General features: G+C 40.5%; 15 protein-coding genes. 4 read left to right on the top strand and 11 right to left on the bottom strand.

Translation table 11 applies throughout. The annotated features are described in order from the left end of the window. Positions 1-49 precede the first annotated feature (49 nt). From nagA to ACHUE3_RS03605, 5 genes are all read right to left on the bottom strand, one after another. The gene (nagA, locus tag ACHUE3_RS03625) at positions 50-1,168 is read right to left on the bottom strand and encodes an N-acetylglucosamine-6-phosphate deacetylase (RefSeq protein ID WP_394190312.1); all 1,119 of its coding nucleotides are present in this window, start codon (positions 1,166-1,168) and stop codon (positions 50-52) included. Continuing rightward, positions 1,168-2,082: an N-acetylglucosamine kinase gene (gene nagK, locus ACHUE3_RS03620; RefSeq protein WP_394190310.1), complete on the bottom strand. Its 915-nt coding sequence runs from the start codon at positions 2,080-2,082 to the stop codon at positions 1,168-1,170. Before nagK ends, nagA begins: the two co-directional genes overlap by 1 nt. 339 nt (positions 2,083-2,421) lie before the next feature. Beyond that, positions 2,422-2,634: a helix-turn-helix transcriptional regulator gene (locus ACHUE3_RS03615; RefSeq protein WP_394190308.1), complete on the bottom strand. Its 213-nt coding sequence runs from the start codon at positions 2,632-2,634 to the stop codon at positions 2,422-2,424. Between the two features lies 1 nt (position 2,635). After that, complete coding sequence (locus ACHUE3_RS03610) at positions 2,636-3,064, bottom strand: hypothetical protein (protein ID WP_394190306.1); 429 nt, start codon at positions 3,062-3,064, stop codon at positions 2,636-2,638. A 140-nt stretch (positions 3,065-3,204) separates the two neighbouring features. Continuing rightward, on the bottom strand, positions 3,205-3,723 hold the full coding sequence (locus tag ACHUE3_RS03605; protein ID WP_394190304.1) for a LabA-like NYN domain-containing protein: 519 nt from the start codon (positions 3,721-3,723) through the stop codon (positions 3,205-3,207). A 153-nt stretch (positions 3,724-3,876) separates the two neighbouring features. Here ACHUE3_RS03605 and ACHUE3_RS03600 point away from each other — a divergent pair, with 153 nt between their 5' ends. Together ACHUE3_RS03600 and ACHUE3_RS03595 are read left to right on the top strand one after the other, a co-directional pair. Next, positions 3,877-4,503 carry a hypothetical protein gene (locus tag ACHUE3_RS03600; RefSeq protein WP_394190302.1) on the top strand — a complete coding sequence of 209 codons (627 nt, stop codon included), beginning with the start codon at positions 3,877-3,879 and terminating at the stop codon, positions 4,501-4,503. Next, positions 4,500-5,243 carry a DUF3307 domain-containing protein gene (locus tag ACHUE3_RS03595; protein ID WP_394190300.1) on the top strand — a complete coding sequence of 248 codons (744 nt, stop codon included), beginning with the start codon at positions 4,500-4,502 and terminating at the stop codon, positions 5,241-5,243. Before ACHUE3_RS03600 ends, ACHUE3_RS03595 begins: the two co-directional genes overlap by 4 nt. A 45-nt stretch (positions 5,244-5,288) precedes the next feature. On the opposite strand, the gene ACHUE3_RS03590 is transcribed toward ACHUE3_RS03595, so the two are convergent. Continuing rightward, positions 5,289-6,701: a DEAD/DEAH box helicase gene (locus tag ACHUE3_RS03590; RefSeq protein WP_394190298.1), complete on the bottom strand. Its 1,413-nt coding sequence runs from the start codon at positions 6,699-6,701 to the stop codon at positions 5,289-5,291. A 129-nt stretch (positions 6,702-6,830) separates the two neighbouring features. On the opposite strand from ACHUE3_RS03590, the gene ACHUE3_RS03585 reads away from it, so the two are divergent. Beyond that, positions 6,831-6,974 (top strand): hypothetical protein, encoded by a 144-nt coding sequence (locus ACHUE3_RS03585; RefSeq protein WP_394190296.1) that lies wholly within the window; start codon positions 6,831-6,833, stop codon positions 6,972-6,974. A 367-nt stretch (positions 6,975-7,341) separates the two neighbouring features. On the opposite strand, the gene ihfA is transcribed toward ACHUE3_RS03585, so the two are convergent. The 5 genes from ihfA to ACHUE3_RS03560 all read right to left on the bottom strand — a co-directional run bounded on the left by ihfA (position 7,342) and on the right by ACHUE3_RS03560 (position 12,935). Further along, complete coding sequence (gene ihfA, locus ACHUE3_RS03580) at positions 7,342-7,641, bottom strand: integration host factor subunit alpha (RefSeq protein WP_002960690.1); 300 nt, start codon at positions 7,639-7,641, stop codon at positions 7,342-7,344. 2 nt (positions 7,642-7,643) lie between these two features. Continuing rightward, the gene (pheT, locus tag ACHUE3_RS03575) at positions 7,644-10,031 is read right to left on the bottom strand and encodes a phenylalanine--tRNA ligase subunit beta (protein WP_394190293.1); all 2,388 of its coding nucleotides are present in this window, start codon (positions 10,029-10,031) and stop codon (positions 7,644-7,646) included. A 15-nt stretch (positions 10,032-10,046) separates the two neighbouring features. Beyond that, on the bottom strand, positions 10,047-11,027 hold the full coding sequence (gene pheS, locus ACHUE3_RS03570; RefSeq protein ID WP_394190291.1) for a phenylalanine--tRNA ligase subunit alpha: 981 nt from the start codon (positions 11,025-11,027) through the stop codon (positions 10,047-10,049). A gap of 142 nt (positions 11,028-11,169) precedes the next feature. Next, the gene (hda, locus tag ACHUE3_RS03565) at positions 11,170-11,880 is read right to left on the bottom strand and encodes a DnaA inactivator Hda (protein ID WP_099295777.1); all 711 of its coding nucleotides are present in this window, start codon (positions 11,878-11,880) and stop codon (positions 11,170-11,172) included. Then, a complete protein-coding gene (locus tag ACHUE3_RS03560; protein ID WP_394190288.1) occupies positions 11,880-12,935 on the bottom strand; it encodes a DUF2066 domain-containing protein in 1,056 nt (351 codons plus the stop codon). Before ACHUE3_RS03560 ends, hda begins: the two co-directional genes overlap by 1 nt. A gap of 211 nt (positions 12,936-13,146) precedes the next feature. On the opposite strand from ACHUE3_RS03560, the gene ACHUE3_RS03555 reads away from it, so the two are divergent. After that, positions 13,147-13,764, top strand: coding sequence for a LysE family translocator (locus tag ACHUE3_RS03555; protein WP_394190286.1), 618 nt, complete (start codon positions 13,147-13,149; stop codon positions 13,762-13,764). Positions 13,765-14,357: the final 593 nt, after the last annotated feature.

Below are 14,357 nucleotides of genomic sequence, written 5' to 3'. Positions count from 1 at the left end.
AAACAAAAAATCCCCGCGATACTACGGCGGGGTTTTTTCCAGGGAAACGTTAAATTGCTTTACCGGCAATATAAGTGGCTTTGACATATTGGTGCTCATCAAGCACTACAAAGTCTGCATCAAAACCATCAAGTAAGCGTCCTTTTTTCTTCAGGTTTAAATATTGTGCGGGATAAAGAGAAGCCATCCTTAAACTTTCCGCTAGGCTAACATCTAAAGAATTAACAGTGTTTCTTACAGCACTTGCCATATCAAGTACACTACCCGCAAGTTCACCTGTACTCGAATTCAATCTATCGCCTGTTCTGATCACTTTTCGGCCATCAAAAAAATCAAACTCCATATCGTCAGTTCCTACAGGAGGCATAGCATCGGTAACTAACATTATTTTTCCGCGCTGCTTTGTTCTTATTGCAAGTTGAGCGGATAATGGATGAACGTGGTGACCGTCAACAATTAATCCACACCAGCTGTTATCATGCCAAAGCGCGGCACCAACAACGCCAGGTTCGCGAGACGTAAATGCAGACATTGCGTTATACAAGTGAGTAAAGCCATCAGCCCCTGCATTTAATGCTGCCATGGTAGTCGCATAATCAGCATTGGTATGACCTATAGATACTTTTACGCCGCACTCAACCAAACGTTCGATATCATTGATGCTGACATTCTCAGGTGCTAGCGTCACCATTTTAATACCCAAGTCTTGTCGAGCATAAATCGCAAACTCTTGTTCGCTAATTGGGCGAATAAATTGCTCACTATGCGTGCCTTTTTTAGGAAAGGACAAGTGTGGGCCTTCAAAATGAACCCCCAATACACCAGGCACACCTTCGTCAATCGCTTTAGCTGTTGCATCGGCTGCCGCTTGCATGATTTCAACTTTATCGGTAATAAGGGTAGGCATTAAAGCGGTGCTGCCAAATTGGCCATGAGCTTTAGCTATTTTATCTAGGCATTCTGGCGTTTGGTCAGCATTAAAAAAAGCCCCCCCGCCTCCATTAACTTGAACGTCAATAAAACCTGGGGCAACTAAACCCTCTAGTTCAATAATCTCGGTGGTAACTGTATCTTCTAATCGAAATACACCTTGCTCAACACTAAACAACGCATCATCGATAAAATTTTCACCCGTAAATAAACACTCAGCACGATAAAATGTTTTCATTACACACCTACCTTTTGGTTTTGCTCTAATACAGCCTGCTGAGCAAAATAGATTGCTCCCATTTCAGGGGGTTGGATAGGTGCCTCAACAAGCTTAGCAACTGCTGGGTCTAACCACTCATTAAGAGGTTCAGCAAGTCCACCAATCATTGATAATCTCGGCGGATTATTCTCAAGTAAACGTTTAGCCAATGAACTAATATATTCAGCACCTTCTTTGACAATATTAAGTGCTATTTCATCATTTTTTCTTGCAGCATCAAAAACGTATCGTGCAAGCTTTGCGTAACTACTTGAAGGCTGCCCAGCCATTTGCTCGGCAATTCCCATAGCACAATCAGTATTAAAGTGATCTTTGACAACATTAGTTAGCGCGGTTTTCGAACCTAAACCGTCTAGGTCAACCAATACAGCTTTGACTGCTTCTAGTCCCATCCACGCACCGCTGCCTTTATCGCCTAAAGCAAACCCATGACCGCCATAATTAACAGACTCCCCTTTAACATGGGAAAAACCACAAGAACCTGTACCAGTAATTATTACAGCACCGTCATCTCCATCATGTGCGCCAATGCATGCCGTGTGCAAATCAGTAGTTAAAAACATTTGTTTGAAAGGATGTTCCCACTCGTTAATTTTGTCATATAGGGTTGGGAGATTAACACCGGCTAATCCTAAGCCAGCATAAATTTGGTGAATACTTTCTAGTGGAAGACCGGCATCACGCATTGCAAGTTGAGTTGACACCATAATTGACTCTAACGTGCGCTCTAAACCATGTAGTGGATTCGCGGGGCCACCAAGACCAGTCCCTAATACACCGTTTTTAGCAGAGTATATAGTTGCACGGCACTTTGTTCCGCCACCATCGATACCAATAAACAATTGGTCCTCATTCGCACTTTTAGCCATCATCTAACGACCTCTAACCTTCGTTTTGTATTTGTATTAACCGCACTTTTTTATTATACGAATGCGGTTCGCCCTCAACCCATGTTGAATTAATGTTACACAACAAATGACAGCGTTGTCATTATATTTTTTATAAAAATTCACATATCTTTTATATTTAATCGTAATTAGCTGAAATAAATAAATATTTAATGACAAAGAAAAATATTTTTTCGAGTTTGGTACTGCCAACTTACGCCAAGCAGTACCTTATATATATACGGAAAATCCAATTCATGACACATTAGAGTAAACAGTCTACGTATTTATCAATAATGAATTTCTAAATAAAATAGTAAACCTTTATGCCTCGTATTGAAATATATTTTCTAGCGGTTGACCAAATACCGCTGCAATCTTAAATGCCACTTCTAATGAAGGAGAATATCTAGCTGCTTCTATTGCCGCAATAGTTTGGCGCGTTACCCCTACTTGATCAGCTAACTGCTGCTGAGTCATTTCATTATGGTGAAATCGTTGTGCTCTAATTGTATTTCTAATTGCTAACTTTGCCATTTTAACCTCTGTGCAGTAACCAAGCTTCAACAGCTGCGCCAATCACTTCACTTAACAAGGCAGCTATCACTAACTGATGCACAGGGCTCATTGGTATTGGGTAAACTTGGTCAACCAACTGGGCAAAAACAGCATTAACAACACCGAGTTGCAAAACAAATAAGCTCACACTTTTACCCTTCAATGCGATTGCTTGTTCACGCTCATCTTTAGCTTGATTAGCGTATTTTGAGTTAAACGCAGCTAATATACTATGCATAATTACCAGCATTACAACCGTCTGAATCGCTAACTTAATTAGTAAGCTACTGGCAAGTGTTGGATCCATCTGAGCTTCTGGGGTCATCGACAGCACGGCTTGTAAATAATTAAACAGCAAGACTAACGTTATTACCGCTTCTAATAATCTTGTTTTTTGTGTGTAACTCATTATTTGCTCCTAGTGTAAAAAATTACATTCTCTATGTTAAGAATACTTAACACGAACAACTATAGGAGCACACAAGTCTTATGTCAAATATTATTAACATGTAGGAAAACTTATTTTACATGAGCATTGGATGATCTTTGTTATAGTAACAATGAGTGATCGATACAATAAAAATGCTCAGCACTTTGTTTTAAAGCCTCAGCAGTTAATTTATCTGCGCCATAAACATCAGCAGGTACATTGTAATTATGCTCTAAGTGGCCAAGTAAAAGAGCAAAATCACCATCACCTGAGAGCAAAATAACACGATCAAGGTTTTTACCTTGCTCGAGCATATCGATAGTTATGCCTACGTCCCAATCTCCTTTAGCGCTGCCATCTTTACGCTGAATGAATGGTTTTAGCTTTACCTCAAAACCAATCGCTCGCAAGATATTTTGAAATTGTGATTGCTTATCATCACCTCGATAAATAGCGTAAGCAAAGGCGCACTCAATGTCGTAACGTTCACTCACGTGTGCCCAAAAAGCATTGTAATCAAAATTTTTGCCATAACTTTGCCTACAGGTGTAATAAATATTTTGTACGTCGACAAATATTCCCACTCTGGGCTTTGAAGCTATCTGCGATTTAACTAACGACTCTGATGATTGCGACATAATAGGCTCTTCAATTAAGTTTTGAACAATGTAGCATAGTTAACTTGAAAAAAAGCTAAAAGTAACCTAAATTGGTTACTTATTAATAAGTAACTGAATTTGGTTACATAACCAAAAGTAACTGAAATAGGTTACATTTGCTAGGTGAAGATAATGATTGCAGTCATTACTGGCGATTTGATCAAATCACAAAAAATTCCGCAACAAGATTACGATGATATGCTCTATCAGCTAGATCAAAGTTTGCGCTTTATTACAAACAAATTTAATGGCCAATTTAGTATTTATCGCGGTGATGCCCTACAAATACAATTACCTGATCCAACTGATGTATGCAGTGCAGCCGTATTGCTTTACTTACAGCTAAAATCAGCCAATTATTCACTACGCCAAAGCCTTGCTGTTGGGGGGCTTGATAACCCTCGCGCTGATATAAAAACAGCCACGGGCTCTGCGTATACGCTCTCTGGCCAAGGCTTAGATATAATGAATCAACTGCTAATATTGCAAATTGAGCATTGTCCGCTTGATACAAGCTTTGCGCTTAATATAGATTTAATTGATGTTCTGCTCGATAAAATGAGCCAAAAGCAAGCCAATGCGTTGTTTTACTATTTAACCACAAACAATAACAGCCATAGCGTACTTGCTAAAGAGCTTAAAACCAGTCGTGAAAATGTAACTAAGTTACTTAATTTAGCACATTACCAACTCATAGAACGCTTTTTGAATTACAGCAAACATGCTATTAAACAACAGCTCAAAGGAGTGACAATGTGAGCTTTTATCTATTATTAACAGCACTTATTATTGCTCATTTACTTGCTGATTTTTACTGGCAACCCATGAGCTGGGTACACGATAGAAACACACGACATTTTAAAGCGAGTAAGCTCTACTTACATGTTTTAATGCACAGCCTAGTTAGCGCCCTCGTTATTGCTATATGGGAATACTATTATGGTTGGGGAGACTGGTTAAATATAGCACTTGCAACTGTGGTGATTGCAATTACGCATTATTTTATTGATATTGCCAAGTCGTACTCAAGTAAAGGGGTGATCCCTTTTGTACTTGATCAATGTGCTCATTTAATTGTTATTGTCATGGTCGCGGTGTGGCTTGCTGATAACCACGGCTTTTACAACCAGCTATTTCATCAGCTTATTGCACTTGATAGCTTAATTGTACTGACAGGCTATTTATTAGTGCTTAACCCAAGCTCTGTGTTTATTCGCATGGCACTTGAGCGTATCACCAATGGCTTTGCAACATCTGGCAGCATTCCCGCTGCAGGGCACAGCATTGGTATATTAGAGCGTGTTTTAATGCTGACATTTATTTTATTAGGTGAGTATGCAGGTGTTGGTTTTTTACTGGCGGCTAAATCTATTTTTCGCTTTGGTGATTTACGTGTCAGTGAAGAAAAGCAACTCACCGAATATGTAATGCTAGGTACCTTGTTAAGTGTAACAGTGACTTTATTTATCGGTTTAAGCATTAACTTTTTAACTGCGTAATAAAAACGCGCCGTTGAGGCGCGTTATGTATAATTAAGTTAAAGGTCAAGCGTTACCTTGCGATCCGCCATTACTTGGGCGACGACGGCGCTGTGAGTTACCACCAACGGACTGACGCTTTGCCCATGGGTTTTGTTGCTCCCCCTCGCCTTTAGCTGCTGGCTTTTTAGAGCCACCACGGCGTGGGCCAGTGCCATTGCCGGCATTATTAGACTTTTTGCTATTTGGCTTACTGCTGTCTGATTTAGGTTTATTAAATGGCTGCTTTTTCTTTGGCTTTTTAGCAGGTAATGGTCGTGCATCAAGTGCGCGCTCAGGCACTGGATTACTTGGTTCAAACCCTTCCTCTTGCGCACGTGGGATTAGCTCGCCAATAAATCGCTCAATTCCATATAAATCTACCGCATCTTCTGTTGTTACAAACGAAATAGCATGACCTGATGCACCTGCACGACCTGTACGGCCAATACGGTGAACGTAATCTTCATATACATTAGGTAAGTCGTAGTTAACGACATGTGGAAGCTCAACAATATCTAAACCACGAGCTACAATATCAGTTGCAACTAATACGCGAACTTCACCACTTTTAAAACCTTCAAGTGCTTTCACTCGTGCGCCTTGAGATTTGTTACCATGGATTGCAGCGCCAATAATATCATCGCGCTCAAGTTGCTTAACTAAACGGTTAGCACCATGCTTAGTACGACTAAATACCAATACTTGCTGCCAATCGTTACTACGAATTAAATGACTTAGCAAAGCTGTTTTACGAGCTTTATCTACGGCGTATACTGATTGAGTTACGCTTTTAGCCGTGGTATTTTTTGCCGCTACTGAAATCTCAACCGGATCATTGATCAAGCCTTTTGCCAACGCGCGAATATCATCAGAAAAGGTTGCTGAAAACATTAAATTTTGGCGCTTTGCCGGCATTTTTGCTATTAAGCGTTTAATATCATGAATAAAGCCCATATCTAGCATGCGGTCAGCTTCATCTAACACCAGCACTTCAACATTATCGAACTTAACTGCATTTTGGTTATGTAAGTCAATTAAACGCCCTGGTGTTGCAACTAAAATGTCTACTCCTTTACGAAGACGCTGCATCTGTGGGTTAATTTTAACACCACCATAAACCACAAACGAGCTAACACCTGAATGCTTAGCATATTCTTCAACGTTTTCGCTTACTTGTAATGCAAGTTCACGAGTTGGTGTCAAAATAAGTGCCCGTACATGATTAGATTTAGCTTTTTGCCCTTTTGACAAAGACTCAATAAGCGGTAAAGTAAAACCTGCTGTTTTACCCGTACCCGTTTGCGCAGCAGCCATTACATCGCGACCTTCAATAATCGCAGGAATGGCCTGAGCCTGAATTGGTGTTGGCGTTTCATAGCCCTTTTCTAAAACTGCATTAACTAAAGACTGTGATAAACCTAACCCATCAAAACTCATATAAACTCTCTTTTAAATAAGGCCAAAGTGGCCAGTTGCGCGCATTATACCGATCGTGACCAATAATGCATTGAATATTCACAGTACCATCTCTATGCTAAATAGATATTGGTAGTCTGGGGCAAAAAAATGGCGTTAAAAACACAAGTAAATCAAATCACTTTAGAAGAATGTTTAGCACATATACCCAAACCACCTCAAGATGCAGAATTCAGCGTTTCACAGGGGCTTAATATCAAGGCGTTACTTTGCAATAATGGCCATCCCTTTTAAGAAGTAACAACGATGAGAGTAAGTGCCTGTGAAGCGCCCAGCGGATTGGTTTAAAAGCGATTTATACTGCGTTATTGATTTTAACAATAGAACCACTATTACTTGCAATCAATGCCTTGCCTAAATCGCTTTTTATTCCAACTATGCTCGCACCTTGAGGAGGCTTGGGTATACGATGCCCGGGTTTGAAAGTGATGAAATAGCATCGCTGCTAAATAAACTAGGTAAGCACAAAACTGGGAAGAGTTGTTTGTATATTAGCAATTTAAACAACATCGATTTTAACGTGCTAGAACAAATCATCGCACTGTCGGTAAAACAAATGAAAGTTAAATATTAAAAAAAAGGCAGCTTACGCTGCCTGTTTTTATTTTGCTTTGCTTGTGCCTACTTCGACACGAGTCTTTAATTTCTGACCCGGCCTAAAAGTGACCACTCGACGCGCCGAAATAGGAATATCTTCCCCTGTTTTCGGATTACGCCCTGGCCTTTCTTTTTTGTCACGAAGATCAAAGTTACCAAATCCAGAGAGCTTAACCTGCTCGCCTTTTTCAAGCGCTGAGCGGATTTCTTCAAAAAACGCTTCAACTAAATCTTTGGCATCTTTTTTATTGATCCCGAGTTTTTCAAATAGGTGTTCAGCTATGTCGGCTTTAGTAAGCGCCATATCTAGTCCCTCAACGATGCATTAAACTGTTCGGCCAGTGCGGCCACCACATTATCAACTACCTGATTGATATCTTTCTCTTCGAGTGTTCTATCAACCGCCTGCAGTGTTAGAGCAATCGCCAAACTCTTATAATTTGGCTCAATACCTTTGCCCTTATACACATCGAATAAGTTTAGGTCAACCAATTGATTTCCGCCAACTTTTTCTATCACTGATAAAATGTCGCCAGATTTCACCTGATCTTCCACTAAAATAGCGATGTCACGGCGGTTTGAAGGGAACTTAGATACCCCTACAGCTTCAGGTAAATTTCTTTTTTCAATTGCCGACATTTCAATTTCAAACACATAAGTTGCGTTATTAATGTCTAATGACTTTTGCACTTGAGGGTGAACAGCACCAAAGAAACCTACTTTTTTGCCATCAACGTAGATAGCTGCAGATTGACCTGGGTGTAGACCATCAGACTGCTCTGCTTTGATCTCAAAACGATTTATATCATTAGTTAATGAAAGTAATGCTTCAACATCACCTTTTGAATCATAAAAATCAACATTACGTTTTTCTTCAACCCAATGTTCGCCGTGTGCAAGGCCCGTTATAACACCACCGATAACAGCCACTTGGTTTACACCATTTTCTGCATTTTCATCGCGTAAAAACTTAAGGCCATGTTCGAATAAACGAATACGTCCCTGCTGACGGTTTTGGTTATATACCAATGATGCTAACAATCCTGGCATTAAGCTTACACGCATTGCTGACATATCACTTGAGATCGGATGCGGTAAGATAAGTGCATCGCTGTCTGGGTGTAAAATTGTTTGCGCTTTTGGATCAACGAAGCTGTAAGTTATGGCTTCTTGATAACCGCGAGTAACAAGTGCATTGCGAAACTTACTTACGGCAATGGTTGCTTCATTATGCGTTGTCATTTTCAATTTTGCTGTCGGTGCTACATTTGGAATACTGTTGTAACCAAATACACGTGCCACTTCTTCAATTAAATCTTCTTCAATGCGAATATCAAAGCGGTAGCTTGGTACATCAGCACTCCACACACCATCAACAATTTTCACATCAAGACCTAAGCGCGTAAGAATGTCCGTTACTTTTTCATCGGCAATGTGATGACCGATTACACGGTCTAGACGTTCACGGCGTAGGCGTACTTCTGTTACTTTTGGTAATTTATCTTTAGCAACGGCTTCAACAACTGGGCCTGCTTCACCGCCTACAATATCAAGTAATAATGCTGTCGCACGTTCCATGGCATCATGTTGCAGTGCAAAATCAACACCACGCTCATAGCGGTGCGATGCATCCGTATGTAAGCCATAGCTACGTGCTTGACCTGCAATTGCAACTGGGTTGAAAAACGCGCTTTCTAATAAAATATCAGCCGTTTTTTCTGTTACACCTGATTGCTCGCCACCAAAAATACCGGCAATTGCCAACGCTTTATTGTGATCGGCAATGACCAAGGTTGATTCATTAAGCTTTGCAGTGTTGCCATCAAGTAGAACAAGTTCTTCATCAGCGTTTGCACTACGAACTTTAATACCGCCTTCAATGGCATTTAAGTCAAATGCATGCATTGGATGGCCTAGCTCAAGTAGTACAAAGTTAGTTACATCAACCACTGGGTCGATTGAACGAATTCCACTACGGCGTAGCTTTTCTACCATCCAAAGTGGCGTTTCTGCATCCAGGTTAATACCTTTAATTACACGGCCTAAATAACGAGGACAAGCATCTTCGTTAACTAGCTCAATTGATACTTTATCGTCAATTGTGGCTTGCACTGCTGGAATTTCTAACGCTTTAACATCAATACTATTAAGCACGCCGACTTCACGGGCAATCCCTTTAATACCTAGGCAGTCACCACGGTTAGGCGTTAAATCAACATCAATGATATTGTCATCAAGACCTAAGTATTCACGTAAGTCAGTGCCAACAGGCGCATCTAATGGCAATTCTATAATGCCATCGCCTTCTTCGCTAATACCTAGCTCTACAAACGCACACAGCATGCCGTGAGAAGGTTGACCACGAAGCTTGGCTTTCTTAATTTTAAAGTCACCTGGTAACACAGCACCGACAGTTGCCACTGCAACCTTAATACCTTGGCGGCAATTTGGTGCGCCACACACAATATCAAGTAGCTCATCGCCACCGACATTGATTTTTGTTACTCGTAGCTTATCTGCATCAGGGTGTTGACCACACTCAACTACTTCACCAACTAGAACACCGTTAAACTTCGCAGCCGCTGGCTCTACAGCATCTACTTCAAGTCCGGCCATCGATAGTTGTTCCGAAAGAGCCTGCGTGTCAATTGCAGGATTAACCCACTCTCTTAACCACTTTTCACTAAATTTCATTTTATATCTTCACTCTTAACGGAACTGGTTCAGGAATTTTAAATCGTTTTCGAAAAATGCACGTAAATCATTTACGCCATAGCGCAACATGGTTAAACGCTCTACACCCATACCAAAGGCAAAGCCAGTGTATTTCTCAGGGTCAATACCCACTGATTTAAGTACATTAGGGTGAACCATGCCACAACCTAACACTTCTAACCATTTACCATTTTTACCCATTACATCCACTTCAGCCGACGGCTCTGTGAATGGGAAGTAAGATGGGCGGAAACGAATTTCCATATCTTCTTCAAAAAAGTTACGTAAGAAGTCGTGCAAAATACCTTTAAGCTCTGTGAAGCTTACATCTGTATCAACCATTAGGCCTTCAACCTGATGGAACATAGGTGTGTGTGTTTGGTCATAATCATTACGGTAAACACGACCAGGAGAAATAATTCTCAGTGGCGGCTGTTCAGTTTCCATGGTACGTATTTGTACACCACTTGTTTGGGTGCGCAGTACAAGCTTTGGATTGAAATAAAAAGTATCGTGATCAGCACGCGCAGGGTGATGCTCAGGAATATTTAGCGCATCAAAGTTATGAAAGTCATCCTCAACTTCAGGGCCTGACTTAACTTCAAAGCCAAGTTCACCAAAAAAGCTTTCAATACGCTCAATTGTACGTGTAACTGGGTGAAGGCCACCAGTAGGCATAACGCGCCCTGGTAGTGTTACATCAATTGTTTCTGCGGCTAGTTTTTCTTCAAGAGCTTTACTGGCAAGTAACTCACGCTTATCGTTAATAGCGGCTTGTACATCTTGCTTTGCTTGGTTGATTACCTGACCGGCTTCTTTACGCTCTTCAGGCGCAATTTTACCAAGCGTTTTTAATAAACTGGTGATTTCGCCCTTTTTACCAAGATAATTTACCCTGATATCTTCAAGCTGCGCGATTTCATTGGCACTGGCAACTGCCTCAAGTGCTTGCGCTAATATATTTTCTAAGTTCATTCGATACCTGATCTTTCACAGAAGGTGATTACAATTTTGTTGACTAATGATAACTGAAAGCAAGGACTAGATTCTAGGCTTTATACTAATCTTATTGAATTCTTTCTGATTAACTTACCTTGAATAGCAAGGAAATGCCCATTTAAAGCTTTAATGCAGATTTTATGAAGGGAATTGTTAGTTTTCGCTGCGCGGCCATGGAAGCATGGTCAAGCTTATCCAGCACATCTAATAGCGCTCTCATATCACGGCTTAAGCGTGTTAATAAAAAGCGAGCACACTCATCGGTGAGTTCAAGCCCTCGCATATTTGCACGCTTAACTAAGGCCTCAGCCTTATCATCATCACTCATCGAACGAATTTGAAACGTAGTCCCCCACTTTAATCTCGACACTAAATCAGGGAGTGTAATATTAAGCATGTCAGGCAATAAATCTGCTGTGACAACTAAGCATTTTTTCGGTTCACTAAAACGATTGAAGAAATTAAATAAAGCTTTTTCCCAAGCATCATTGCCAGCAACTAAATGAACATCGTCTATACACAATACATCGAGCGATTCGAGACCCTCAAGTACAATCGGACCAAAATCAATTACTTCACGCATAGATAGAAGCATAGTTGACAGACCTCGCTCCTGAGCATGAATACAAGTAGCATAAAGTAAGTGTGATTTCCCAGAATCACCTAGACCACATAGATATGTGTATTGGAAAGAAGTTGCTAATGTATTGAACGCACTTTTAAGATGACTAACCTCAAGCGAATTTTCACCACCAAAATATGAGGCAAATGTTTCATCATCTGGTAGCGTAACTGGCAGCGCCATTTGCACTGGCTCAACTGCCTTCATTATTTACCGACCCAAATATATTCAAGGTCGCTTTGTGAACTTATATGATAAAAAGCACGCGGATCGACAAATGCTTCAAATGCACGATCAAGCTCTAGGGCTTTTTTAAAATCTTTAACCGACCCTGTGTGGCTTACTTCAAAATAGATAGTTTCTTTATCTCTTGAGCGTATAACTAAGTCAGTCACAACACTTAAGCTTTCTAAACGTCGTTTTGCTAGTTCAATGTCAACAAAACTCTGCGTACCCTTAAGTTTAAAGAGCGCTTTCGTTAAGCTATTTGCTGAACTAGGATCAACTGCATATTCAGCAGCTAATCCTGCAGCTAAGGTATCAATCATTAATGCGATGGTTTGCTGCTTGTCCCCTGTTAAACGATTAGCTTCAAATAAGTCATCATTTGTAAAACGCCAATCTAACACCCAGTTATCATTACTCTCAGGCTTGTAAAGCCTAGCGGTAATACTTCTTTCTGCAGTATATCGGCTTGATGCCTGCTCTACAGGCTCAGAGAAATTACCCCACACTTCAGGAATACCAACAATGGCTCTATCTTGAAGGTCAAGTAAGGGCACAACAACTGGTAAGCCTCTTCGCGCAGCAGTATCGTAAATAAGTTGCTCTAACTGTGGATAGCTCTCTTGTGTAACGAGCTCTCTACGCCAGTTATCTTCAATTGCTAGCCAAATAGCGACTAGCGGGCGACGAGTGCCCCAAAGCGGTAAATTTAATTCTTTGATTAATGCATTTATCTTGTTAGCTTCAAACTTAACAACTAGTTTAAGCGTTCCATCCGCTTTCTCGTCATATTCAAACTTAAGCATGTAGTCAGATATATCTTTACTACGTTGTTTTGCCAACGCGTTTTGATCAGCATTAGGATCACCACTAACCTTCACCAAAACATTCAATAGTGCAGCACGGCTTGCTGTTAAGCGCGCATCTCGGGATTTATCTTCAACTTTGAGTATATCTTGATACAGATCAGTCACTTCTACAGCTTTAATTGAAAAGCTGAAGAATATAGCAGTAAGTAAAATTAATAATCTAGACACAGGCCATTAGTTCTTGGTTTTAAACTAAATTGATCCTAATTCAAAGCACCGCACAAAGCAAAAATATATTCAAAATACCAAGTCATATAAAGTTAGTTATAGCCATAGTACATAAAATTTATGTTTATCCCTATAAACATAGCTGATTTCTTGGTCTAGAGGGCAAGTTCTTGATATTGTCTAGGCCTGAAAATTTGCAATGAGTAACCTGATGTTTGATTTAGCAATACTGGCGGTATTTATACCGACATTCTTTTTTGTATCAATCACACCTGGTATGTGTATGACACTAGCAATGACACTCGGCATGAGTATTGGCGTCAGACGAACCATGTGGATGATGATAGGTGAGTTACTTGGTGTAGCCTTAGTAGCTATAGCCGCCGTATTAGGCGTAGCAAGTATAATGCTAAATTACCCACAGGCTTTTTCAATTTTAAAATGGGCCGGTGGTGCATATTTAGTCTTTATAGGTATTAGCATGTGGCGCGATAAAACTAAACTCAATTTAGCTGATCAACAAAAGAATAAAGTTAGCCGTAAAGCACTATTTAGCCAAGGCTTGGTTACTGCCATAGCTAACCCAAAGGGCTGGGCTTTTATGATTTCGTTACTGCCCCCCTTTATTAACATTGACTATGCTATTGCACCTCAACTGAGTATTTTAGTTGCCGTAATACTAGTTAGTGAGTTTGTATGCATGATGGTATATGCAACTGGTGGCAAAAGTTTACGCTTATTTTTAAGTCGAGGCGATAATATCAAATGGATGAACGCTATTGCTGGCAGTTTAATGATTCTAGTAGGGTTATGGCTGGCTGTTGGGTAAAAAAGGTCAAAGGTCAAAGGTCAAAGGTCAAAGGTCAAAGGTCAAAGGTCAAAAATAATAGCGCGTGCCTTAAGTCATGCAACTTTTTAATGAATAGTTGAGGCTTTCATAAGAAAACATTGGGCTCTGATGGGACGTGGCGCTCTGTTATCCATGGGTTTCGTGATACTCAACCCACGCTACGGTGTATTGATTGACACTGCGCTACTTGGTAGCTTTCCTGAAAACGTAAAAAAGCCCGGCTCAATGAGTCGGGCTTTCTTGTATTTGGAGCCATGGTGCGCTACGCAGTAGGATGACCTACTTTCGTACACAATGTACGTTTAATATTATTTAAAAAGGACTCACTGGGATCTGAGCTGGTCGTTGCGTTCTTTTATCCGTGGGTTTCGTGAGACTCAACCCACGCTACGGTGTTTAGGTTGACACTGTGCGGCTGATAGCTGACGGCTGAGAGCTCTAATTTATTTCAGACAACAAAAAACCCGTTACATTGCTGTAACGGGTTTCTCTTAATTGGAGCCTGGCGATGACCTACTTTCACATAACAAATGCTACACTATCATCGGCGCTGTTTCGTTTCACTACTGAGT

The sequence above is a fragment of the Pseudoalteromonas atlantica genome, assembly GCF_043641955.1.
Taxonomy (GTDB): domain Bacteria; phylum Pseudomonadota; class Gammaproteobacteria; order Enterobacterales; family Alteromonadaceae; genus Pseudoalteromonas; species Pseudoalteromonas atlantica_A.
The sequence above is the reverse complement of the archived record's forward strand: the minus strand, read 5'-3'. Positions and strand labels throughout refer to the sequence as shown.